The 25,423-nt window shown below is 37.8% G+C and carries 18 protein-coding genes; 6 read left to right on the forward strand and 12 right to left on the reverse strand.

Annotated elements, in window-relative coordinates:
- Window positions 1–157: 157 nt before the first annotated feature.
- Window positions 158–1,447, reverse strand: coding sequence for an HlyC/CorC family transporter (locus tag QZ562_RS09450; RefSeq protein ID WP_293759378.1), 1,290 nt, complete (start codon window positions 1,445–1,447; stop codon window positions 158–160).
- Window positions 1,448–1,504: 57 nt separating this feature from the next.
- Window positions 1,505–2,302, reverse strand: a complete 798-nt coding sequence (ccsA, locus tag QZ562_RS09455) for a cytochrome c biogenesis protein CcsA (RefSeq protein WP_293759379.1) — start codon at window positions 2,300–2,302, stop codon at window positions 1,505–1,507.
- Between the two features lie 243 nt (window positions 2,303–2,545).
- Between ccsA and ffh the strand changes: the two genes are divergently transcribed.
- Both ffh and QZ562_RS09465 read left to right on the forward strand, forming a co-directional pair.
- Window positions 2,546–3,922: a signal recognition particle protein gene (gene ffh / locus QZ562_RS09460; protein ID WP_293759380.1), complete on the forward strand. Its 1,377-nt coding sequence runs from the start codon at window positions 2,546–2,548 to the stop codon at window positions 3,920–3,922.
- A 100-nt stretch (window positions 3,923–4,022) separates the two neighbouring features.
- Window positions 4,023–6,314 carry a GGDEF domain-containing phosphodiesterase gene (locus QZ562_RS09465; RefSeq protein WP_293759381.1) on the forward strand — a complete coding sequence of 764 codons (2,292 nt, stop codon included), beginning with the start codon at window positions 4,023–4,025 and terminating at the stop codon, window positions 6,312–6,314.
- Window positions 6,315–7,010: 696 nt separating this feature from the next.
- Here the strand turns inward: QZ562_RS09465 and QZ562_RS09470 are convergent.
- Together QZ562_RS09470 and QZ562_RS09475 are read right to left on the reverse strand one after the other, a co-directional pair.
- Entirely contained in the window at window positions 7,011–10,163 is a 3,153-nt protein-coding gene (locus QZ562_RS09470; RefSeq protein ID WP_293759382.1) for a glycoside hydrolase family 2 TIM barrel-domain containing protein, read from the reverse strand.
- A gap of 136 nt (window positions 10,164–10,299) precedes the next feature.
- A complete protein-coding gene (locus QZ562_RS09475; protein ID WP_293759383.1) occupies window positions 10,300–11,871 on the reverse strand; it encodes a sodium/sugar symporter in 1,572 nt (523 codons plus the stop codon).
- Window positions 11,872–12,662: 791 nt separating this feature from the next.
- On the opposite strand from QZ562_RS09475, the gene QZ562_RS09480 reads away from it, so the two are divergent.
- The 4 genes from QZ562_RS09480 (at window position 12,663) to idi (ending at window position 16,441) form a co-directional block, all read left to right on the forward strand.
- On the forward strand, window positions 12,663–13,430 hold the full coding sequence (locus QZ562_RS09480) for an ABC transporter ATP-binding protein (RefSeq protein WP_293759384.1): 768 nt from the start codon (window positions 12,663–12,665) through the stop codon (window positions 13,428–13,430).
- Complete coding sequence (locus tag QZ562_RS09485) at window positions 13,423–14,133, forward strand: ABC-2 transporter permease (RefSeq protein WP_293759385.1); 711 nt, start codon at window positions 13,423–13,425, stop codon at window positions 14,131–14,133. The genes QZ562_RS09480 and QZ562_RS09485 overlap by 8 nt, the downstream gene beginning before the upstream one ends.
- Entirely contained in the window at window positions 14,133–15,755 is a 1,623-nt protein-coding gene (locus QZ562_RS09490; protein WP_293759386.1) for a GldG family protein, read from the forward strand. The genes QZ562_RS09485 and QZ562_RS09490 overlap by 1 nt, the downstream gene beginning before the upstream one ends.
- A gap of 122 nt (window positions 15,756–15,877) precedes the next feature.
- Window positions 15,878–16,441: an isopentenyl-diphosphate Delta-isomerase gene (gene idi / locus QZ562_RS09495; protein ID WP_293759387.1), complete on the forward strand. Its 564-nt coding sequence runs from the start codon at window positions 15,878–15,880 to the stop codon at window positions 16,439–16,441.
- Here idi and QZ562_RS09500 read toward each other — a convergent pair.
- The 8 genes from QZ562_RS09500 to QZ562_RS09535 all read right to left on the reverse strand — a co-directional run bounded on the left by QZ562_RS09500 (window position 16,433) and on the right by QZ562_RS09535 (window position 24,692).
- A complete protein-coding gene (locus QZ562_RS09500) occupies window positions 16,433–17,308 on the reverse strand; it encodes a Brp/Blh family beta-carotene 15,15'-dioxygenase (RefSeq protein ID WP_293759388.1) in 876 nt (291 codons plus the stop codon). The genes idi and QZ562_RS09500 overlap by 9 nt on opposite strands.
- Window positions 17,298–18,488, reverse strand: a complete 1,191-nt coding sequence (locus QZ562_RS09505; RefSeq protein WP_293759389.1) for a lycopene cyclase family protein — start codon at window positions 18,486–18,488, stop codon at window positions 17,298–17,300. The genes QZ562_RS09500 and QZ562_RS09505 overlap by 11 nt, the downstream gene beginning before the upstream one ends.
- Before the next feature lie 17 nt (window positions 18,489–18,505).
- Complete coding sequence (locus QZ562_RS09510) at window positions 18,506–19,384, reverse strand: phytoene/squalene synthase family protein (protein WP_293759390.1); 879 nt, start codon at window positions 19,382–19,384, stop codon at window positions 18,506–18,508.
- A gap of 7 nt (window positions 19,385–19,391) precedes the next feature.
- The gene (crtI, locus tag QZ562_RS09515) at window positions 19,392–20,864 is read right to left on the reverse strand and encodes a phytoene desaturase family protein (RefSeq protein ID WP_293759391.1); all 1,473 of its coding nucleotides are present in this window, start codon (window positions 20,862–20,864) and stop codon (window positions 19,392–19,394) included.
- On the reverse strand, window positions 20,857–21,714 hold the full coding sequence (locus QZ562_RS09520) for a polyprenyl synthetase family protein (RefSeq protein ID WP_293759392.1): 858 nt from the start codon (window positions 21,712–21,714) through the stop codon (window positions 20,857–20,859). The genes crtI and QZ562_RS09520 overlap by 8 nt, the downstream gene beginning before the upstream one ends.
- Before the next feature lie 92 nt (window positions 21,715–21,806).
- Window positions 21,807–22,634 carry a bacteriorhodopsin-like gene (locus QZ562_RS09525; RefSeq protein WP_293759393.1) on the reverse strand — a complete coding sequence of 276 codons (828 nt, stop codon included), beginning with the start codon at window positions 22,632–22,634 and terminating at the stop codon, window positions 21,807–21,809.
- 1,234 nt (window positions 22,635–23,868) lie between these two features.
- Window positions 23,869–24,090 carry a hypothetical protein gene (locus tag QZ562_RS09530; protein WP_293759394.1) on the reverse strand — a complete coding sequence of 74 codons (222 nt, stop codon included), beginning with the start codon at window positions 24,088–24,090 and terminating at the stop codon, window positions 23,869–23,871.
- 86 nt (window positions 24,091–24,176) lie between these two features.
- The gene (locus QZ562_RS09535; protein ID WP_293759395.1) at window positions 24,177–24,692 is read right to left on the reverse strand and encodes a hypothetical protein; all 516 of its coding nucleotides are present in this window, start codon (window positions 24,690–24,692) and stop codon (window positions 24,177–24,179) included.
- Window positions 24,693–25,423 lie beyond the last annotated feature (731 nt).

Genomic DNA, 25,423 nt, shown 5'->3' on the forward strand with positions numbered 1-25,423 from the left:
GTCTTGCGACAAGCGTTGGAATACCATGTAAAAAAATCGCAACTGACTCATGACGACGAGCTTCAGTTCATATATGAGCGCCTGACCAATTTAAATGAAAAAGTAGAAATTTTTAAGAATAAAATTAAAAGTAATCGAGAAAAAAAGAAGAGATAAATCATTCAGAATAATTCATCTCTTCTCGTCGATAAAATTCAGGTATTACGCGAACTGTCTTAACCATATTGTCTTTCATCTCTAATACTTCGATTGGATAACCGGCGATACGTAGACTAATATTTGCTTCTGGAATATCTTCTAAATATTCTAAGATTAACCCATTTAAGGTTTTAGGACCTTCTGTAGGAAATTGCCATTCCAATTCTTTGTTAAGCTCTCGAATATTGGCACTTCCATCTATCAATACGCTACCATCTTGTTGCAAATTAGCTTCTTTACTATGGTCAGGTAAAATACTGGTAGTAAAGTCACCAATAATTTCTTCTAATATATCTTCTAAGGTAACTAAGCCTTGTATGTCGCCATACTCATCAACCACCAAGCCAATTCGTTCTTTAGCAGCTTGGAACTTATACATCAAAGTATGTAAAGGTGTAGATTCGGGCGTAAAGTAAATTTTTCGCACTGCACGCAAGAGGCTTGCTTTGTTAAACTGATCTTTCGACAATAACCTTAGAGCATCACGGACATGAACAAACCCCACAGCATCATCAATACTCCCTCGATATAAGAGCACTCTCGTGTGTTGTGCATTGACCAATTGTTTTTGTATATCTTTCCATTCGTCGTTGATATCAATAGCCATAATGTCACTGCGAGGCACCATAATATCTTCTGCGGAGACTTTTCCTAAATCTAAGATTGCAACCAACATATCTTGATGTTTTTTGGGTATCATATTCCCTGCTTCATACACCACAGTTCGAAGCTCTTCCTGACTTAGGGGGTCGTCATCCGCATTTCTAGGATTGATTTTAAATAGAGCAAGTATTCCGTTTGTGATCCAATTCAATGCAACTACAATTGGCATAAATATAAATAACAATGGACTTAATATGACAGAACTAGGAAAAGATATTTTTTCTGGATATAGAGCGGCCAGTGTTTTAGGCGTTACTTCTGCGAATATTAATAGAATAATGGTTAGAGCTACTCCTGCGATCGCTACGCCTAAGTCTCCAAACATCCTCACACATATTTGTGCAGCAATAATGGATGCAAATACATTCACTAAATTATTGCCGATAAGGATTAATCCGATGAGTCGATCGGGACGTTGCAATAGTTTCTGAACTCTTAGTGCCCCTGCGTGCCCCTCATTTTCAAGATGTTTAAGACGATACCGATTAATTGACATCAAACCAGTCTCTGAACTTGAAAAGTATGCAGAAAGAAAAATTAAAACACCTAGAATTATAAATAAACTACTGGTGGAGATGTCTTCCAACTAGAGAGATCCTATACAATTTTTGAATGAGCACTTTAAGGGCAATTTAACAGCTATTCAAGCGTTAAGTAAGAATTCTCTAACAAATCGACTGCCAAAATACGCCAGAGTAAGTAATATACCGCCAACAATAGTTGACCACACCACATGTCTCCCACGCCATCCAAACACAGAGTGCCCCAACAAGATAACAGTATATAGTCCCCATGCTAGCAGTGACAAGATAGTTTTGTGGGCTTGTCCTTTAACAAACATATTATCTAAAAACATGAATCCACTAACCAAAGATAATGTTAATAAAATAGTACCTACCAACAACAATTTAAATAGAATATTTTCTACTGCCATTAAAGGTGGTAATGAAGAGTGCAGGAGTGAGGCGTTTTTCTCTTTAAGGCGGAAATTTATATATGATAATTGCACTGCATACAATGAAGCTATAGCCAAAACTGAATATGCAAATAATGCCAAACTGATATGGATTAGTAAATTTGGATTAATGTTGATTTGTACAACATGGGCACTGGGTATCAATCCGCTTAAAAGAACAATCAAACCTGTGAAACTGTAAACCACGGGCAGTAAGATAGTATTGGGTAATTTAAATGATGCAAACAGCATAGTGACACTAATTAACCAACCCACCAACGAAGCCACATTTAACATACTCATGTTCTGACCTTGAGCAGGTTCAATAAGTATTCCGCTTCTCAAAATAGCGAGATGTAGACCCATTGCAACCAAAACACTCATAATGGCTGTGAGCTTATTAGGCCCTTTTTCTTGAAACATACCAGTAACAATGATGCCTGACGACAATATATAAAAAATAAAACATATGGCATCCATCAACATGACAGATTTCTTAAGATAATATTGGTTAAGAGAGTAATAAACATTTTGCTTACTAATTTTCCATAAACTAAAGCGATAATATAATACCCATAAAAATAACACTAATTCTCAGCACATTACATAGCTCAAGTCAGTTTTAAGCATTAACTAACAAAATCTCTAAGTAGATATGTGCTTGAGTATTTTTATCTGTTAGCTTCTTGTATATAATAAAGTCATTGAAAATTGTTGGTAGCGTAATACATGTTTGAAAATCTTTCCGAACGCCTAGGCAAAACCCTTAAAAATATCAGTGGTAAAGGGCGACTTACTGAAGACAATATCAAAGATACCTTACGTGAAGTCCGTATGGCATTGTTAGAAGCTGATGTTGCCTTGCCTGTCGTAAGAGATTTTATCGGCCAAGTAAAAGAACGTGCGGTAGGCACCGAAGTAAGCAAAAGCCTTAACCCTGGCCAAGTCTTCATCAAAATTGTTCAATCAGAGCTTGAGTCAGTAATGGGGCAGGTGAACGAGTCATTGAATTTAGCGGCTCAGCCTCCCGCAATTGTGTTAATGGCTGGCCTACAAGGAGCAGGTAAAACAACTACTGTAGGTAAGTTGGCTGCGTTATTAAAGCAGCGTGAAAAGAAAAAAGTATTAGTGGTAAGCGTCGATGTATATCGTCCAGCAGCCATTAAACAACTAGAAACGTTAGCCACGGAAGTAGGAGTAGAATTTTTTCCATCGTCAGAAGACCAAAAGCCTATCGATATTGCTAATGCAGCAATAGATTTTGCCCGGAAACACTTTTTTGATGTGCTACTTATGGATACGGCGGGTCGTTTGCATGTTGATGGCCAGATGATGGGTGAAATACAAGCTTTACATAAAGCTATCAATCCAATTGAAACATTGTTCGTTGTAGACGCCATGACTGGCCAAGATGCCGCCAATACAGCGAAAGCTTTCAATGACGCATTACCTTTAACTGGCGTGGTTTTGACCAAAGCTGACGGTGATGCGCGAGGTGGTGCTGCATTATCAGTTAGACATATCACAGGTAAACCCATCAAATTTATTGGTATGGGTGAAAAACTCGACGCATTAGAAGCTTTCCATCCAGAACGTATCGCATCACGTATATTGGGTATGGGTGATGTGCTCAGCTTAATTGAAGAAGTTGAACGGAAAGTTGATAAAGATAAAGCCCAAAAACTGGCCAAAAAAGTACAAAAAGGCAAAGGCTTTGATTTACAGGATTTTAAAGAGCAATTAGAGCAAATGCGTAACATGGGTGGCATGATGTCAATGATGGATAAAATGCCAGGCATGGGCAATATGACTGCACAAATTAAAGATAAAGCGAACGATAAATCTTTTGTACAAATGGAATCAATTATAAATTCTATGACACCAGGAGAACGTACCCGGCCAGACGTCATTAGAGGCGGACGTAAACGTCGCATTGCAGCAGGTTCAGGTACCCAAATACAAGATGTGAATAGGTTGCTAAAACAATTTACTCAGATGCAAAAAATGATGAAAAAGATGTCAGGTGGTGGTATGAAAAAAATGATGCACAACATGAAAGGTATGATGCCTCCAGGTGGTGCAGGAGGCATGCTTCCTCCACGTTAGAAATTAATTATTTTATTTATTCCGCTAAAATTATAATAATTGTGGTTAACTTATTTTAACAGCTGACCCTTGTGAAAATATTACTTAATAGGTTTTTGAATTGTCGATTAACATTGTCAACCAGCGCTACCATAGGCTCATTAACGTTATTCTTGCCCTAGTACTGGTTTTAGGAATCACAGTTAGTGGCGTGGTTTATTACAAGGGTGATTTCATTGCAAATAGAACTATTAAGCTCATCGAGCAAGAAGTACCGGCCTACGATCTGCTACGAAAGTTAAATAATGGATTAATAGAACAAGAGCGCTTGTTGTACGAATTTTATGCTAATCAACAACCAAATAGCTTTGAGCGAGGCTTCACTCAAAGCAATCAACAATCTCAAGATGCTTTGAACATTTTATTAGTTCAATTTGGTGACATCTTTCCCCTACAGCTTACTCGGACAAGTCTGCAAGAGTTGGACATCCTTGCCGATGATTTTGTGCAAAATATTAATGCTTCTGAAACCAATTGGGTTTTGGCTCATCGGCAATTAGTTATTATTGGCGATGTACGACTTTCTATTAATCCACAAATACAGCAATTAAGTAATCTCACAGAAAATAGCGTTACAAAATCTAAAAGTGATATTTTAAGTGGTATCGATCTGGTTTGTATTTTTGTTTTGGTATATGGCTTAGCTACCTTGATATTGGCTTATATGGTGGCAAAGGTAATGAAAGCTTACCTATCAACTGCAGTCAATAATCAACGACTTTCTCTCTTTTCAACACGTAATCCCAATCCTGTTATTAGTTTAGATAACAAAAATATTGTGACTTATTATAATCCAGCGACTGAAAACTTGCTCAAAAAACTAGCATTAAGTACGGGTAAGGCTGAGTTGTTGTTAGCTAAAGACATTGAAGTATATCAAAAACAAATTTTGGATGAAGGTCAAGCAGACTCAAAACAATTTGAATATCAAATTGCACAATTATATTTTCAATGTAATCTGCATTGGTTAGAAGATCAGCGCCAATGGGATATGCACTTAACTGATATCACTAAGCGTAAAAAAATTGAACAAGAACTACAATATAAAGTCAGCCATCATCCACAAACAGGCTTACTTAATCATTATGAATTAGAAAAAACTGTCACACGTTTTTGCCAAACAGAACATAAATTTACTTTAGGGTTAATTGAAATTCGCTCGTTTAGTCAATTGATTGCGGGGCAAGGAGTAACAGTGGCATCGACCGTGGTTAAAGAGGTCGCTAGCTCTTTAGATAACATATTATCAAACATAGACGAAGCTGGTTGTCGCATTTTTCATTTAGGCGAGAAAAGTTTTGCCTTAATCTGCACCAGTGACTTGAGCAATGCAAAAATAGATAGTTTGGTAGAGCAAATAGATCTAAGAATAAGTTCTACGATTTTTCATTGTCAATATAAAGTGCATCTTGATTTTGGTTTTGCTAACTATCCTGAACATGGAAATGACTATACTCAATTACACAAAAATTCGCTTGCGGCATTAGATAAGTCAGCCAGTAGCGGTGATAAACGTCATGTGTTATTTAATCTTCAATTAGGCGAGAAATTGTATTACGAGCAACAATTGATTGAAGATATGCGCTTTGCGATTGAAACGACCCAATTCGAGTTATATTTCCAGCCACAGATGGCGCTTTTTAGTCGAAAAGTCATCGGTGCTGAAGTACTTATTCGCTGGCAAAGAAACGGACAGTGGATCTCTCCCAGTGAGTTTATACCATTGGCTGAACGTGCAGGACTTATCGATTCACTAGGCGATTGGATTTTGTATACAGCATGTCAGAAAGCTCAAAACCTTGTAAGTTTAGGGTGGAATGACTTAGTCATAGCCGTCAATATTTCACCATTGCAATTTGGTCATAAAGACTTTCTGAGTAAAGTTACCAAGGTATTAAAAGACACTGGATTGGAAGCTAAAAACTTAGAGTTGGAGGTAACTGAAGGGGTCATTATCTTCAATGAAGAAGAGGCTATTGAAACGTTAGCGCAACTAAAAAAATTGGGTGTACACTTGGCCATTGATGATTTTGGTACAGGTTATTCTTCCCTCAGTTATCTTCGAAAATTCGATATTGATAAACTAAAAATAGATCAATCCTTCATCCAAGATATTCAACATCAAACAGCTGATCAGTCGATCGTTCGCACTATTATCGAATTAGGACGTAACTTGGAATTAAAAGTGATAGCAGAGGGTGTCGAAGGCAATGAGCAGCAGGACATCCTTGCTTCTATGGGCTGCGACGAAATACAGGGTTTTTACTTTAGCCATCCACTACCAGAAGAACAGTTTATTGATTTTTTGCAAAAATCTAAGTCGATAGAGATATCTGGACTTAATGAGAGCTGAGCAAACTCAACGGGGACTTTTTAGTTTAAACTAATCAGCCGTAGAGAATTTTAGACATTGAAAATTGATATAGCGTGTTGCTATAAACACAAATGTCAGTGATATCACTAGGAGGATTTTGGGCACCGCTCTATGATTAGTGGATAACCAATATTCACCTTTGATAGAAACAATTCGGTGCCGTATGTGTTCATAAATGATTAACTGGCATCTCTAGCGACTCTCCACCTACTTGTTCGTTAATATCCATAGAGTAAACAAGGTAGTTAAGGTTAAAATTTTGGGGCAATGGGCGAGCAGTCTTGGAACCAAGCTAAGCCTTTGGAGCCCTTATTTGAAAACATTGTCACGCAATATAGCGCTTTCCAAACATTCCCCTAGATAGTTCCAGTGAGCATTTGCATTTTCATACAATGCACAATCTCGTTAAAAGCTGGCACACTCAACCTTTTAGAAAACCAAGGTATAACTTCAATAGCTGATCTCGATAAAAATGCCACTTCATACTCATATTTCGGATTTAAACCTTTGGATCTAAACAATAGTGTCCAAGTATTATGCTTCGTATGTTATACATTGGCACAGTTGAAAGAAATTTCTATTACGAAGCGCCACTGTTGCTGGAATGTAAAACTCAAGTCAGTCATATTTATTATATCGCTCCTGATTACTTTTTTCCGGTGACTGTTTACTCGTTTATTGCTTAGAGGGCATAAACGAATAAGAATACTGATAATCTAAATAGGGAATAACATAATCAGATAATGGTTTGGCACCCCAAGTATTCGTACCACCTACACCACGTTGCATATAATCTATGTTGACGTAAATTTTTTGCTTGTTGGGCAGTTCATGAGGGTGAAGATTTTTTGCTTTTACTTGTGCAGCTGTGGCGTGATAATCGGCTGTATCATAATACTGTGCTCCAAAACCAATCAGTGGGGCACCTTTAAAGGTGATGCCTTTACCATCTTTATTGAAGAACGACACATGGCGCACATCAGTGCGATAACCATTCTCTTGTGGTCGTACATAAGCAACAAATAAATCTGCCACATTACTTTGATATTGACCAACATGTGCAGATGTATTTCTGTCACTATAGTTTTCGTGAGGGCCACGGCCATACCAGCTAACGTTTGAGTACTGCTTGTCTAGCTCGAATAATGTGCCCAAGCGTGGGATCTCAGATTGTTTTTTATGTGGTGCGGCATAGAAATATACATCAACGTTTACTTCACCGTTGCCAAAAATATGATAAGTGGTGAAGTAACGACTTCCTATTGAATTAATATAATGTTCAACTTTAATCTTTGCCTGATATTTTGACTCTTTTGTTAGTTTCATCGACACTAACGAAGTGTCTTTTCCAGCTTTTTGCCAAGGGCTAATCTTGTCACCATAATCTTTGATAGGTAGATCGTTATCGGTTGGGGCACGCCAAAAATCTGGCCTTGGCGATGCCTTTAATAGTTCGTTACCAAAATATACCATTGAGCTAATTAGACCTGTTGTTTTATCGATACTTAAACTAAATTCTCTACCTTTAAAATGATACGCCTGTTTTTTATCGCTGATTGATAGTTGAATTTTAGGCTGCTCTTTTGGGGCTATCGATACCTCAGTCAAAGCTAGCTGTGACCATGCAATGACGTGCCCTTTAGGGATCACACCATTGGTTTTATTAGCTGTTACTTGTACATTTAGAAAATATTCATCACCAGATTGAAGCTGTATTCCATAATCCAATTGCATATGTTGTTTTTGCTGCGCTTCAGCACTTAGAGGTAAACCTTGTCCTTGCGCCACTTGTTTTCCCTCAGCCAATAGCTGCCAGCTCAAACTGTACCCCTGTAAACTAACAAAATAATGTTTGTTAAAGATCGTGAGTGCACCTGACTCTATATCATCGCTGCTAAAGCCAACGTTTTGCTGTACGTTTTTTACCTCCCACAAATAAGGGTAGGGTGTGCGATCAGCAAATACCAAACCGTTAGCTGAAAAGCTCAAAGATGAAACGGTGGCATCTGGCTCTAAATCACCGCCATACCCCCAATAAGGTGTACCATCGAGCGTTTTCATCGCAAATGTCTGGTCAACCCAATCCCAAATAAATCCACCTTGCAAAGAAGGGTATTTTTCAAAACTATCCCAGTATTCTTTAAAATTTCCAAGAGAGTTGCCCATGGCATGTTCGTATTCGATCAATATAACCGGACGAGTTATATCAAGTTTGCGCTTGGCATAACGCTCTATATCACTTATTGGCGCATACATCTGTCCATAGACATCCGTGTGACGGCGCATTTGTGCTTGTTCAGAAATAACAGGACTGTTAGGTTCTTGTTGTTTTAACCAATCATAGGTGGCCTCTAAGTTAGGGCCATCACCAGATTCGTTACCCAGTGAGCGCATCACTACAGACGGATTATTTTTAGTGGCGTGGTACATGTTACTTACACGATCAATGTAGGCTGCGGCCCACTCTGGTTTGTTGACTAAGTGTGTATCTGGATCATATGGGCCTTGATTGGCAGCGCCGACGCCATGAGACTCGGTATTGGCCTCATCCATTACATACAATCCGTACAAATCGGCTAGATAATACATATACGGATCGTTAGGGTAGTGAGCCATTCGCACTGCGTTGATGTTGAATTGTTTCATTAACTGTACATCTTTGAGCATCAGTTCACGCGTCACCACATGGGCCGTGACTGGGTCATGCTCATGGCGGTTGACGCCTTTAAATAAAACAGGTTGTCCATTAATTAATATATTGCCATTTTTAAGCTCTGTTGAGCGAAAGCCTATGTTATGGCCAATATGCTCGATGGCTTTGCCTTGGGTATCTAATAAGGTGAGTTTTAAATCATATAAGTTAGGAGTTTCAGCACTCCATAGATCGGGAGAGTCAATGCTGGTGGTATAATTAACCACTGCACTCTTGTCTTTTGATAGTTTTTTAATATCTAAGTTTTCTTCGAACAGTGTTTTTTGTTGGTGATCAAACAGCTGCACTTTTAACTGATATCCACTGACTGTTTTGTCTTGCTTATTGTCAATTACAACACTGAGCTGTAATTCACCTTTGCTGTAATTATCTGTAAGGGTAGTGTACGCATGAAAGTCTTTTATATGTACTTTGGGAGTAGCAAATAAATAAACATCACGCTCAATACCGCTGACTCGCCACATATCCTGACATTCGAAATAAGAGCCATCAGAATAACGATATACCTGCAAAGCCAATTGGTTTTCACCTGCTTGCAAATAAGCGCTGATATCAAACTCGGCTGCCGTTTTTGAGTCTTGTGAATAACCCACTTCTTGACCATTTATCCATAAATAAAAAGCTGACTTAACTGCACCAAAGTGCACAAATACTTGTTTTTTAGTCCATTCAGCTGGCAAGGTAAACGTTTTTAGATAACTGCCAACTGGATTGTAATGAACCGGCATTTCGGGTGGGACTGCATTGGCTTTAAAACATTGGTGGGAATGATAAAAAGGTGTGCCGTAACCATTTACTTCCCAGTTGGCGGGAACTGCAATCTGGCCCCACTGGCTATGGTCAAAATTAGTTTGGTAAAAGTCATCGGGTTTTTTCTTTACAGAATTGACCCAGTTAAACTTCCACTGACCATTAAGTAATATATGGTTGGGCTGATCCCAAGGTGTTTTAGAAAATGCTGCATCAGCATTGTCATAGCTATAGAAAAAACTTCGAGCTGGCTCCTTATTTATTCTAAACACTTCTGGATTTTGCCAATTCAAGGACTGCGTTGGAACGGCGAGGACAAACATACTTGTCGTGAAAGCCAACCAAACACTGATATATTTTATCATTTTTATCCTTATAACTAACATGCGAACCAAACAGGAGTGAACAAAACACAATGCTTTATCAAGTATGACATTTAATTGAAACACTCCTAATTCAAGTTTTATTAATGTTCTTTATTACCGTATTGTCGGTAATATCTTACCACCAAGTGGCATATAACGCGGCAAGGATGACAACTATTCCTATGCCAAGAATATTAAAGGAGCCTGAGGTATCAAAGTTCACTTTGTCTAACGAAACAACACCTGTGCCTCCAGCAACATAGCTTTTGCGGGTTGCGAGGGATGCCAATACTGCTAACGCTATGCAGGCTAAAAACACTACACCCACTCGGTCCATAAAGGGTAAATTAGGTAAGGTAACTTTAAACAGAATGGATAGCGCGGCTGAGCCTACAGCTGCTGTAATTGCGCCTACTGAATTCATCGTTTTCCAAAACATACCCAATAAAAAGATAACGACTATTCCGGGAGTAAAGAAACCCGTAAATTCTTGTATATATTGAAACGCTTGTTCAAATTGTCCTAGTAATGGTCTTGCGCATATCATCGCAATAATTAGCGCAACAATGCTCACTATACGACCTACTTTGACATAGTGACTTTGGCTTTTATCTTTTTTGAAATGAGAGTAAATATCCATAGTAAAGATAGTTGATATACTATTGCACATAGATGCTAATGAAGAGACTATCGCGGCAAATAATGCGGCAAATACTAACCCCTTTAATCCAACAGGCATTAAGTTCATTAAACTTGGATAAGCTTGATCTGCTCGGTCTAAATCAGTAAATAATACAGACGCGGCTATGCCTGGAACAACTACAAAAAAGGGAACTAAAATTTTTAAATAGGCCGCAAATGCAATACCTTTCTGCGCTTCGGCCAAGTCTTTAGCCGCTAATGCGCGTTGAATAATGTATTGGTTAAAACCCCAATAAGAAATATTCATTACCCACATACCACCAATTAACACTGACAAACCAGGTAGGCTGATATAGTGCGGGCTATCAGCAGCAAATATCATGTCAAATTTTTCGGGTGCTAGCTCCGTCAATATGGAGAACCCTGCAAAAACACCCATGCCATCTGATACTAAATCCAAGCTAATATAGGTTAGGACCAACCCGCCAAATACTAATAACACAACTTGGATTATGTCGGTGTAAGCAACGGCTTTTAAACCACCATATGATGAATAGGCAATAGAAAACAAACCAAGAAATATCATACCGTAAGCTAAATCAACACCAGTGATCGTGGTAATGGCTAAACCACCCAACCATAAAACCGCGGTCAAATTAACAAATATATACACAGCCAACCAGAAAACTGCCATGATTGTCTTTACTCGTCCATCAAAACGTTGCTGCAAATACTGAGGCATCGTATAAATTTCATTTTTGAGGAAAATAGGTAAAAAGTACTTACCTACTATTATCAAAGTGATTGCCGCCATCCACTCGTATGACGCAATGCCTAAACCGAGTATGTAACCTGAACCTGACATACCAATGATTTGCTCAGCTGAGATATTCGCAGCAATAAGTGATGCACCTATGGCCCACCAAGGGAGTGATTTACTGGCTAAAAAGTAATCCTTGGTATCTCTTTCGTGATTTTTTTCTGCTCGGGAGATATATAAGGCTAGGGCTAAAAGCCCTATTACATAAACCACAAAAATGGCTATATCGAGACTTGCTAAATTCATTGGAGATCCTAAATTATTGTTATTGTTAACTTAATGTTATTAGCCTATCCGCTTTAGGTACAGATTGCAGTAAATAGCTTTAGAGGTCGGCACTTTTAGCACACGTAAGCTAAACCTTTTTGATTAAGGTAAGTTGAGTCATACTTTTTATGATGTTCAATGATTTTTTTCAAAATGGGGTGGTAAGATTTTTTCCAATTAAGTTTTAAGCCATATCCACTAGTAAACCACCACACTAAGCTTTTTTAATCCGTAACACAGTGAACTTGGATACCTGTGATATTGAGTTTATTTATATAAGTTTATCGATCAATATTGAACAGATTAGGTTTTCATCTTTAATTAATTATCAGCCTTATGTATAAAGTACCTTGGAAAGTGCCTTTGTCAGATTTGAGCGGTATAACAGATAAAGAGTATTCAGTAATAGCGTATATTTCATAGCATGACCCTTACTATGAAATATACGAAGGTGAAAGGGAATAGAGCATGTCACTGTCGTAATATCGACTTATCGCTTCTTAATAATATGGTTATCTGAATTGAATATCGAAATAGTAACAGTTGCTAACAGTACTCTGAAAAATCGGGAGGTAGCCACTACTTATCATATATTGTCGCCCCATGTTTAATCAGACGTGTTGGCAAAGCAAAATCGGATAAGGCATAAGACAACACTAAACAAAGTGTTTGTGAAGCAGATCTTGCATTGGCCGCGAGCTTCGGTTGCAAAAGGTCTATGATAGGAAAAATAAAGTTAATCTACTATTTATCGAAGAAGGACATTTTCAATGTTGATTGTTCAACAAGTCAGTAAAAGTTTTGGTTCATTTCAAGCATTAGATAAGGTTTCCTTTGAAATGAAAAAAGGCGATATTGTTGGGCTACTAGGTAAAAATGCTGCTGGGAAAACCACCTTGATGCGTATTTTGACTTCTTTTATTTCAGCATCATCTGGCACGGTACACATAGATGGTGATGATATCGCTAAACACTCATTGACCATTCGGCAAAAAATTGGCTATTTACCTGAGAAACCCCCGCTGTATGGTGATATGACAGTGCAGTATTATCTAAAATTTGCAGCTGAAATTAAAGGTGTACCTAAAAACAATCGATTATCTCAACTGGCTAAAGTACTCGAGGAGTGTGACCTAGAGCAGGTTAAACAAAAAACCATTGCCACTTTATCCAAAGGATACAAACAACGAGTTGGCATCGCCCAGGCGATTATTCACGAACCTAAACTGCTCATTTTAGATGAACCCACGAGTGGCCTTGACCCTATGCAAATTCAACAAGTGTTGACCTTGATCAAAAATCAACGAGACCAAAGAACGGTCTTGCTAAGTACTCACAACTTGACTGAAATTGAACAAGTAGCTCAGCGGGTACTCATGATCAAGTCGGGGCGAATATTGCTTGATGACCCTTTAGAAGAGTTACTGAAAAACAAAGATGTTAATCAATTACGACCTTTAACCTTAGAACAGGTTTTTATTAATCACCATCAAGTCCACAGATCAAAACATGAAGGGGGGCAAATGTCAGATGAATAAAGTTTTCGCATTAATAAAAAAGGAATTACACAGCTTTTTTAGCTCACCAGTTGCTTATATAATTTTAATTGTGATGCTGTCATTATTTAATACATTCTTTTTTCTAATTATCGATCAAAATCGTGAAGTGTCTTTGCGAGATGTTTTTCAACTAATGGAATTTATGTTGGTGTTTTTTATTCCGCTATTAACTATGCGCTTATTTTCTGAAGAAAAATCAAACGGCACTATGGAATTTTTGCTCACTGCTCCCTTAACTCACACCATCATTGTGTTGGGTAAATATTTCAGTATGCTTATTTTCTTTACACTTTTAATTGGCCTGACGCTTAGTTACTACTTTATTGTGGAATATTTCGGTGACCCAGATCCCTCCAGTATCTTATCGGGATATCTAGGGATTTGGTTGGAAGGTGCTTTTTTCATTGCTGTTGGTTTATTAGTTTCTTCTTGGACGTCGAATCAAATAATTGCCGCTATGGTGTCTTACCTGATTTTGTTTTCACTCTACTTTGCTGCTAGTTTTACTCAATACGTTAGTGGACCTGCTGAGTACTTTCTTATCCAGTTGAGTACTCATACACATTTAGAAAACTTCGCTATAGGCATCATTACCCCCAGTGACGTGGTTTACTATTTAGCAGGTATTTTACTGTGTTTAGTTCTCACACGGCTGAGTATCGACAATAGGTTGTGGCATTAATGAATAAACGTAATCTTTTACCGTTGTTCTGCGTTTTTGGACTTTTATGTCTTATTCTTGGATTATCGCTTGTTTATATCAAACAACAATTCAGTTACTTGGCAATGACACTTGCCGCCATTGGTGGCATTGTATTTGTTGTACAAATCAGCTTGATTAACAGACATAGTTCTAATCAAGACAATTCGAGTAGATGGGTATCGCCTTTTAGCTTTAAACGATGGAAAAAGCTATCTATGGTTATTTGTATCGTCACAGGCAGCATGGCGTTTATTGGAGTCAGTCATTACTTAGCCAATAACTCGAACTTAAGATGGGATGTAACGCAAGATAAACAACATACATTATCTAACAATACCAAAGAGTATGTCAGCACATTGGCCAAGGAGGTGCAGTTAACTGCTTTTCATGTAGGCATGCCACCCAAGTATCTACTTGACCTATTCAAAGAATATGAAAGAGTGTCTAAGGCTGTCATTAAAACTGAAATTATCGATCCTATTGAACAGATTGCCTACGCCGCAAAATTCGGTAATGCGATTAATGCGGATGAGCGAAAAGTGATTGTTCAATCTGGGAACAACCGTAAAGATGTCGATTTTACTCAGAGTGTGTTGTCTGAAGATAAATTAACCAATGCAATAGCCAGTGTTAGTCGCGCTCCAAGGACAGCGTATTTTCTGACTGGGCATGGTGAGTATTCGAGTTCAAATGTGGAATTTACTGGTTTATCGAAATTCAAACAACTGTTATCTGATAACAACATTACTAGCAAAATATTAATGTTAGGAATTAGTCAGTCTATTCCTGTTGATTGTGACGTATTGATTATTGCTGGTCCAAAAACACAGTTAAGCCTAAATGAAGAAACAGTTATTAGCGATTATTTAACCAGAGGGGGCGATGCATTATTTTTAATTGAACACACCTTGGTTACCACCCCAGACAACCCATTAAATGCAGAACAACTTCAAAAAAATCCAAGTTTAAACACTATTCTTAATCAATGGGGGCTTGATGTTCAGTCTGACATTGTGGTCGATCTTACCAATCATATCGGTGACGATGTCGGCAGCCCTGCAACAAAAAACTATCAACGTCACAAAGCATTAACTGAAGGTTTGGATTATACATTTTATGTTCGTCCACGATCTATTCATGTTTTACCCCAGCGCCGTGCAAGCATCAAACATGCTGTGATTGTTTCTACGGCATCAACAGAAAATAGTTGGGCAGAAACCAATCGAACTTTAGATATTCAATTTGATCCAAGTACCGACACTGCGGGGCCGATTCCGTTTGCTTACGTAGTGATAGAAGAAAAAAATGATGGTCTTGCAGAAGATAAATTATCAGATACCCGACTAATCGTGTTCACAGACGCAGACTTTTTAAGCAACGTTTATATCGAGCAATATAGCAACGCTCAGATGGGACTTAACTTAGTTAACTGGTTAGCAGAGTTAGATTACAAAACATATATCAGCGCAAAAGAAACAAAAGTTGAACGCTTAGATTTAACCAGTCAACAAAAACGCCAAGTTATAGTTATATTGTTTTTATTACCTTTTTTCTTGGCTATTTCTGGGCTAGTAGTGTGGTTAAGAACTAAGATGAAATAAATAATTTACCTATTTAATGTTATATTCAATCATTGTTATTAATATGTAAAAAAAATAAGATATATGTTTATAAAAAGTAAGTTAATACTGATCTTTTTTATGTTTAACGCTGTTTTAAACGTATGAAAAAAGAGAATACAGAAATACTTGTAGCTTTAGTCGACAACAACGGCAAAATTATTGGCTATGCAGAAAAAATGTTGGCTCACCTCCGTGGAGACCTGCACCTAGCCTTTTCTTTGATGATAATCCGGCGTAAGAATGAGCGAATTGAATATCTTCTTCAACGTCGTGCATTGCATAAGTATCACAGTGGTGGACTTTGGGCTAACACCTGTTGTTCACATCCTTTACCAGACGAAAATATAAATGATGCTGCAAGAAGACGTGTTTCTGAAGAGTTAGGTATATTCGAGCTTTTAAACTTGTCGCATATAGGACAAATTCAGTACAAGTATCAGCTAGACAACAACATGATCGAACACGAGCTAGATAAAATAGTTATTACCGAAGTAGACAGTGTTCAATGGGTACAAAATCCAGATGAAGTAATGGATGTTCGCTGGTGGGATGAACAAGAACTAGTTAAGTTGCTAGAAGATGGCTCCAACATTTTTGCAGCTTGGTTTCCAAAAGTATTCGAGCATACAAGGCATAACATTCCTGAACGCATTTCTTCAGTCTGAACCGTGCCACAAGTGAATTAACACCATATGCGACACAGTTAAACCGAATAGCCCGATAAAAATCCAGCGCAATAAATCGTTGCTCAACTTATCACTACCAAAAAACTCATACATGACAGCCCCTAAAATAATGGTCAATATTACAAATGGAAGGCTAATAATGACAGCACGTTTTATGCTAACACCCAGTTCTACACCCACGTCTTGAAGGTGCTTTGGTGAATGTAATAGACAAAAATATAGACCAAAGTGTATTAAGGGACTCAAAATCAGACTACTGAAAATGATTGCTAACCATTCTATGTATTGCCACACATCTGGACTTTTTTTTCTGAACAATGACCGAATTACATAATATAAAAAAAATAGTGTTCCAATATAAAATGTTAGTCGCATGCCTTGAACAATCCAATTAGCTGCTTCAGCTGTTACTAACAAAGCAGTAAAGAGGTCAGTAACTGTTGAAGAGTGAAAAACGGAAGGGCCGCAGATTAGAGAACTAGCCAGCCCTAAGCGTGAGAAAAATGGTAAAGAGAGCCGCCAGTCTGCAGAAAAATGGAATACTGATATACTCAAGAATATTACTAATGCTGCTTCAGGCATGTAGACCCAAAAAATGATGGATAACGCCGCTATACCCATATAAACAGCGATAAAACGAATAGCCAATGAGATAGATGGGACAAAGTTCATCGATTTCGCGACAGCAAAATCAAGTGCTCCATGAGGTAATCCTAAAAAAATAACGGCCAGCGCTAGCATAATAATTAAGTTGTCTGAGGACATATCAAGATTAATCAGTGTTGCAATGATGGCTAAGGTGCAAATGCTCAAATAAAACTGGGTGTAACGCAATTTACTCACCATGTATGCTCATTTTTTTTCGAAATAGAAAAACACGTAAAAAAGCACTTTTTGGCATGGCCCAAATAATACAAATAAAATCAATGATAGTGGCTTGTTCTGTCATAAAGCGGACAAAACGTTCGGGGTTAACCTTTTTAAACATTTGTAGAAAAATAGTCACACCGATATGCATGTCATTTCTTAAAACAGCTAACATTAGCCTATCCATTTTTTGGTAAACACTTCCGATGGGTGTGAATGGTGATAATGAAAATGTTGCAGATAATAATGGTTTAGAGCTTAGTTCAGTCGCACACTGCTTAGCCCATCTTTGACATGCTAGAAAACTATATCCAGTTGAAGCTCGCATCGCGCCTCCTGCTATCCCTCCATAAATGAGGCGTTTGTTTTTATTATTGGTATTTTCATTAATACTATACATAGGTAATACTGCGCATTCATGTCGCTCAACCTTATAATCCTGTGAGCCGATTATATCGTGCATTCTACTTTTAAGGCGTGCTTGTAAAATCGTTCGTTCGATGATGGTAGGACTAAAACACGTAAACTCAACTAACGCGTGATTTGGACTGAAAGGTAAGATGTATATAAATTCAATACCCAATTCTGAGCTGGCCAACTGCTGCATGAGTTTGACGGTAGAAGAGTTAAACACATCGGAATCAGTAACAATTTCCTCACCGTAGAAACACTGAAGAAGTCCATCATGGTGCGTTTTTAAGGGAGGGGGGCGGGTATCAACAACCCATCTAGCAGTCAATTGGCCGCTTTTTGTAGTGACCAATGCATGCTCACTTGTTGATTCTACAGATATAACGTCAATATCAAATTCAATGTCGAAATGTGTTTTTGCTTGCACACGTTGCTGCGCCAAATTCATTAGCGATTCAGACCTAATGGAACAATATCGGTGATAAGGATGGCTCATTGGATAATTACAGTCATCTACTGAAATCTCCCATTTTTGCCATTCTTGGGTCACTATTGCTTTAAGATATCTCGGAACTGAATCGTTGTTCCAAAAACTCCAAATTCGGTCGTTCTTAGGGCCTAAGCTTCGCTCAACCAGTTTTACTGATTGAATATATTCAGCATCATCAAGGGCTAAAAGCAGTGAAAGCCCTGCTGCACCTGCTCCAATGATGATTAAGTCGTAGTCATAAACCATTACGTTGTTCACTCACTAAAAAATTCACACTACAAATAACGATGTAATTTATTTTGGTGTTCGGTTTCGTGGCTTGCAATAGCTGAAGTTTTTAAATGCCAAAGCGCTTGGCTAGCTAATGATATTTTTCTGAGTTTTGACACAAATATCCTGCCTTCCCAGTAACGACAGTCATTTTTCAATAATTTCCTTCCAATATCTCTATACACATAGGCGGCAACCGCAATTGCTTGCCTGTTGCGTGGTGGAAGGTAGTATAAACCGGCTAATCCGCTTTGATAATATTCTTCGGCAAGGTTTATTAAAACCTTTATTGCATCTTGTATCTGCTGTCTATGCTCAAAATTTGCCAATTGAATTTGTGATGCTAACAATGTGTTGACTAACTCGCCAGGTAAATAACGACGCCCCATTTTAGCGTCTTCCAGTACATCTCTAGCAATGTTAGTAAGCTGCATGCCAATACCTAAATCAACAGCAAAGGCATGCCCCTCTTTTTTGGCGCCTAATATAGGAGCCATCATCAAGCCAACGACCCCTGCTACTTTGAACGCATATTGAATCAATGTTTCGGTCGAAGGTAAAACAACGGGGTTGAGATCCTGACTAACACCGTCTATTAATGTGATGCCGTGATTTCTGTCAATATCGTATTCTTCACACAATTTAAGAAAATCTTTTACGACAAGATGGCTAGCAGTGTTTTGTGTTATTGAATTTTTTAATTCATCAAGGTTTATCTTGGCAACCTTAGAATCTGGGCTTTCATCAGCTATATCATCCACTATTCGACAAAATCGATATAAACGCGCTGCAGCAAAACCCGTTTCTGAACCCAAGAACAAACGCGCAAAGTTAAATGTTTTTCCATGCTTTTTTAGTAATTCAGTAGGATCATCGCTCATCATTCACGATTCATTTCTGAATTTTAGGTATAAGTTGGTCAACCACTTTAGCCGAAGACAATACACCAGGAAGACCTGCTCCGGGATGGGTTCCTGCACCGCACAAGTATAAGTTTTCTGGGCCTTCAGCTTTATTATGGAAGCGAAACCAAGCAGACTGTTGAAAAGTAGGAGCAATTGAAAAACCGCTTCCTTCAACACTGCTGTAGTCCTGCTCAAAGTCATTTGGTGTTTTGGCAAAACGATGAACTATGTACGATGAAAGCTCCGGCATAATTGTTTGCTCCAATGCTTTGATAATACGATCTCCATAATCTTTTTCTTGTTCTGCCCAGTCTATCCCTGACAGGTTATTAGGAACTGGTGCCAGTACGTAAAAAGAATCACACCCATCAGGTGCCATACTAGGATCAGTTGCTGTGGGGCGATGTAGATATAAGGAAAAATCATCAGCCAGTACTTTTTTATCAAAAATATCACTTAACAAAGCTTTGTAGCGTTTTCCTAGCCAAATAGTGTGATGCACTATGTCTGGGTATTGTTTTGTTGTGCCAAAATATAAAACATAAAGCCCCATTGATAATTTGGCATGTTTAGTTTTAACTTTTGCACTAATAGTTTGATTTTTTTTCGGTATAAGATTTCGATACAGATACTTGGGGTCTATGTTGGACACCAATTTATCGCATGAAAGAGTGCCTGTGTTAGTGTGAACTTCAGTGATTCTGTTGTTGTGAATGCTTAAATCATTTACTTTAGTATTGAGCTTTATTTCAATACCTTGTTCTTTCATGAGTTCAGCAAGACCCTCAACTAGTGCCCCAGTGCCTCCCATTGCAAAATGAACTCCCCATTTGCGTTCCAAATAATGAATAAGGCTGTAAATGCTGGTTGTTGCAAATGGATTACCCCCAACCAACAAAGGCTGAATTGAAAAAGCTTGACGCAACTTATCATTTTTTAAGTGTGCACAGACCGTTTGCCAAACTGTACGATAACACTTGAGTCGGATAAGTGCAGGTACCTGGGCAATCATGGTAGAAAACTTGTGAAAGGGTTTATCAGATAGCTGAGTGAAACCAACATTAAAAATGGCTTCCGATTGCGCCAGAAGTGAGCGGTATCCAGCTTGATCTTCAGGCTCAATTTCAGCTATACGAGCCAATGTATCTTCAATTGTTCCACCGTAGTCAAAGTGACTACCGTCCGGATAAACAAAACGGTACCAAGGTTCCACTGGTACTAAATTTATATAGTCTTTCATTTTTTTATCGAAAAGTGAAAATAACTCTTCAAATAAAAATGGAGCCGTGACAACTGTTGGTCCGGCATCAAAAATAAATCCTTCTTTATTAAATTGTTGAGCACGTCCACCGAGTTTCTCACGTTGGTCAACAATCACAACATCATAACCTTTAGCTTTTAAGCGAAGCGCAGAGGCTATACCTCCAAAACCAGCTCCGATAACAACCGCTTTATTCATTCAAGTCTACCTTGGCTTTTGCTAACAGTTTGTGAGTAGCTGTTATCACAGATGCTGCGCAGTTTAAGGGAAGTACGCTAAGTTCTCTGTGACAACGATTTAATAAGTATTGGACACGATTTCGAGCAATCGATATGGACTCATCTAATGAATATCGTGGTATCAATAGATTAATTAAATTGAGTTGTTCGTTTTGCTTGTCTTGTTCCCAGTCATCTAAGTCGTCAAGTATCTGATAGGCAATTGAAAATTTGTTAAGTGCAAGATTGACTGTCTTGATATGCTCATCGTAACCTGCGGCGGTTAATGGTAGTGCAAGTGTGAGTTGAATTAATGGTCCAGATTTCATTGCCGCTATGTACTCATATTCGTGTTCAGTTATTGTTGACTGCGCATTGAGGTCCATAGATTGACCTTGAACAGTTAACGATACTGCACTATGAGTCTGGGATAAAATTGAAGGTAAAGTGGTAAATGTGTCTACATCGGCAAGCGAACCAAATGCAGCAGATATCATTGCATCGCCTGCGCAGACAGCGTGAGAATTGCCATATTTTTTCCACACTGATTCTCGACCTCGACGAGAAATATCGGCGTCTTGTAAATCGTCATGCACTAATGATGCGTTGTGGAGTAATTCTATGGTACTAGCCAAAGCAACGATGGTTTTTGAAGAAAGTTGAAGAGCTAACCCAGCATCAATACATAATTTTGCCCGAGTCCTGCTTCCGCCACTTGCCAAATGAAAGCATGAAGGTTCATTATCCTTTATTAGGGAAAACATGACGTCTTCACATTGCTGTAATAAGAAGGTGGATTGGTGTTGCATAATTTCTTTGGTTTGAGTCATGAATACTACTCGTATGTGTAAAAAAGTTTGCAACCTCTTATCGAGATTGCAAACTCATAAGTACAATAATTATTATTATTAATTATTCGAGTTTATTTTGCTGCTACTGTTGCTGGCTGGCTTTCGCTAGTTGCAGCAAACCAAATCAACAAACCAAAGGCGACTTTGTTAACTAAATCGGCAAGGTTGTATACAATATTCAATGCTTCCTGATCGGCAGTACCAGTCATGTATCCAAGCACATAACCAATTGGGTAAATCGCCCAACCTACTGTTACGATCCAACGCATTGCTTTATAGGCATACTTTACTGCTTCACTAGCTGCTGCTTCGGCAGCTTTACCAGCTTCACCAAGAAAGATTTCATATAGTATGTAGAACCAACCTGCCATACCAATCACGAATCCGACTGTGATATTTAAGTAACCAGACTCAGCCATATAACCAGGTATGAGCATGACCAAAGTACCTATCAATAGGCGCCAGAAAATGCCTGCAGACGCAACGCCAATGGCGCGTAAAATGAGGTAGAACTCAATCATTAGTAATGGCACTGTTAGTAACCAATCTATATATCTATATACAGTAGGCGTTGATTGCGTAGCAACCCAAACATCACGCATATAAAAATAATGGACTGCAGCGATAAACGTTACCAATGCCGAAACAACCAGTGACGTCTTCCATTTTGCAGTAACGCTTTGGGTCTCCCATAAGAAAAACACCGTTGACGCCATAAGCGCCATCGATATTAGCCAAAACGAAATACCAACAAAATCGTCAGATTTTAGGTTTGCCGCAGCATGTGCTGAGGTGGGTAACAAAAATAAAAACAATAAAGTTAATATTGATTTTACTTTAACGCTAGCAAGGCTTAATGAAATGCCCTTCCCTTTGTTGAAAGTATCATTTTTTATCATGTAATCTTCTCTTCTATGTGGATTAAAAAAAAATTAAATTCTCTACCTTGAATTTTTCATTAGTAGCATTGAGAACTACGCACACAATAAAAAAACGGTTCACTTTTTAATTAACAAATATTTCACAAACTCGTTTTTTATCAAAGAAGTCAATTAACATTCTTATATTCCGTAGTAATTATCGATACTTAATACTTAATAATTAATAAATATTGCATTGCTGCTGATGACAATAACAATCACATCGAAACGAGGTGGATTATAGTAAAATGTAAAAATTGTCATCTTGGTCAATTACTTAAAAATATTATGCCTAAGTATTTTGTTGTGTACCGGGTTGATATATCATTAAAAACTAGTGCAAGATGTTCGTTTATTCTCACATATAATGTCAATAAGGACGACGTTAAGATCGCCACTAAAAAGTTATTATCTGGTCTATAATATGTGAGATAAGCTTTAAAATTTGTTATAAAAATCTGAAAACTTAGTCATTTAGCCAATTTTGTCGTTGTACCGGATGTACATTACAATAACGAACAATACGACTGAGACTGGTATCAATGCAATTAACGGTGATCCAGCCAAAGCAAAATTTCCAGCAACGAACACTAGGAAAGCGACGCCTGCAAATAGGGCGAGTGTAAGTAATAATTTTATAAGTTTGTTCATAGATTAATTAATTCTCTATAGTTTAAAATTCAAAAAGCATACGACTGTTTAAAGTCAATAGCTCAATATTAAATACCATTAACCATTAACCATAACAAACGATTAAATATTAACATGAAAAAAGATATTTCTTTTATTGTATTAGATGAACAAGTGTAAGATTAAAAAATTACTGCTTATCGAAATAACATATTTATATTTTAGTTGGCAATATTTACCAACACAGTTTTTAAAAACCATCTCAAACAAAAATAATGTACTTCCACTTAAAATTTCTTGACCTGACATTGTCGTGTTATTTATATCAATCAATGTGTTTGAGTTCTTTGATTCTTTTAGTCCCAGCGGAAGCATACTATTTTTTTATCCTTCAACAATATGTTACTGATTCGCGGTACAAACTTGCTCGCAAAGTTTTAATATATATGCATGGCTTGCTACATAAGGTTCTTATTCATTTCAGTTGATTTAAGGCGTAATAGCTTTGTTGACTGGACTTAGGTATTAATAAAGTTGCAGCTTCTACTTTATTCTCGCTTGCAAGCTGCTCGAAGGCAGCTTGTTATAATATGCCTACTTTGTGTCGTGACATGCCAAGTTCAAACCCTGAACATTCATTTTTACCAAGTGAGCGAGGATCTACGCCAGTCAGATTACTAAATATCATCAGAGCGTGAAGATAGTAGCCGTGAGTTCTGGCATGATAATAATCCCAAGACCACAGGTTAATTTTACCAAATTCAATTCCATCGCACAGATTAGTATCGGCAATGCCACTTACCATTGCTCGAGTCCACGTTTAACCCACACCGTCGACAGATTTAACTACGGGAGCCGCTGCTGCCGCTTTGTTGTATCCAGCACACACGTCTAATGCCATTTTTCTATGTGTGTAAATAACCAATGACGATTAACTTTGCAAACCAAATTTGCACGGGACCACGTTGCGCTAAGAAATACTTCTGCATTTTGATTCAACTGCTGCAAGAATGATGACATTTTCACTGCTGTTTCCACAAGTAGTGTTGGATCACCTAGTTTGTTGCTATCCAAAGTACTAAAACCATGCGTTACTAACTGATCCGATGCTTGTATGCTAATTTCGGCTGATTTATTTTCTAAGTGAAAGTCCAGAGCACTGCCACTTTTAGTTTCCAGATAAACATCATAATTAAGACCCGCTTGTTGAGTGAAAGACTTAAAAAGTGCAGGTACTCCACCAATACCCTCATTGTTCAAGTCGGTAACTGAATCTGCGCGATAATATTTAGCGGCAGAGCCACATGTAAAACTGTTTCCAATAAACAACCCACTAGTTTCTGCTTTAACAAAATTACTATTAAACATGAGAGTAAATATTGATAAAATAGTCATGAATGATTTCATTCTTAGGTCTCTGGATATTTTCTCTCACGAGAATAACCAGTAAACCCTGTTAACATAACGTGACCGTGTTTAAGCTTGTCCTCGTCAGTTGAATAAAGAGGATATTTGATTAAAGGTTGAAGCATGTTTATCGCTAATTTGTATCAGCTTTGCTTTTAACCATAACTTGAAAGTCATGATATGCGACCAATGCATGAATGCCTAATCTATATCAGATGACAATTAAGTATTAATAATAACTGTAATAAAGATAGTAAGTAGTTGATAAACGTTCCATTTATCAACTGCTTAGTAAAAAATCTATTTAGGGTTGAAAAATTAATTAGGGTCTAATTTTTTATTATGAAATGCTAAGAGGATTAGACAATTGATGCATCATTTAACTCACTTTATTAATAAGCTGCATAAGTCTTAATTACAATGCCACTAAAAAACATATGAAAAAATCTTTAGGGGGCTTTCACAATACCGTCTTTATTAACTAATGTCGCCAAGCTCAGGTACTGACTCAATTACGTTTACAATGATGTTTTCTGCTGCTAGAAAATCAACTTTTTTAATGCCTTGCTCATCGACACATAGTTGGATTATTTTGCTAAATTAGTCACTTGTGTTTCTGGTAGCGTTTTCCAATTATCGTTTTTGTCTATGTCCAAAGTTCACATGCTTGCGTATCGAATCAAATGACCTTGCTCTCCACTTGAATACTCATTAACTAACTTCAATACACC

The sequence above is a fragment of the uncultured Paraglaciecola sp. genome, from assembly GCF_913058035.1.
Classification (GTDB): domain Bacteria; phylum Pseudomonadota; class Gammaproteobacteria; order Enterobacterales; family Alteromonadaceae; genus Paraglaciecola.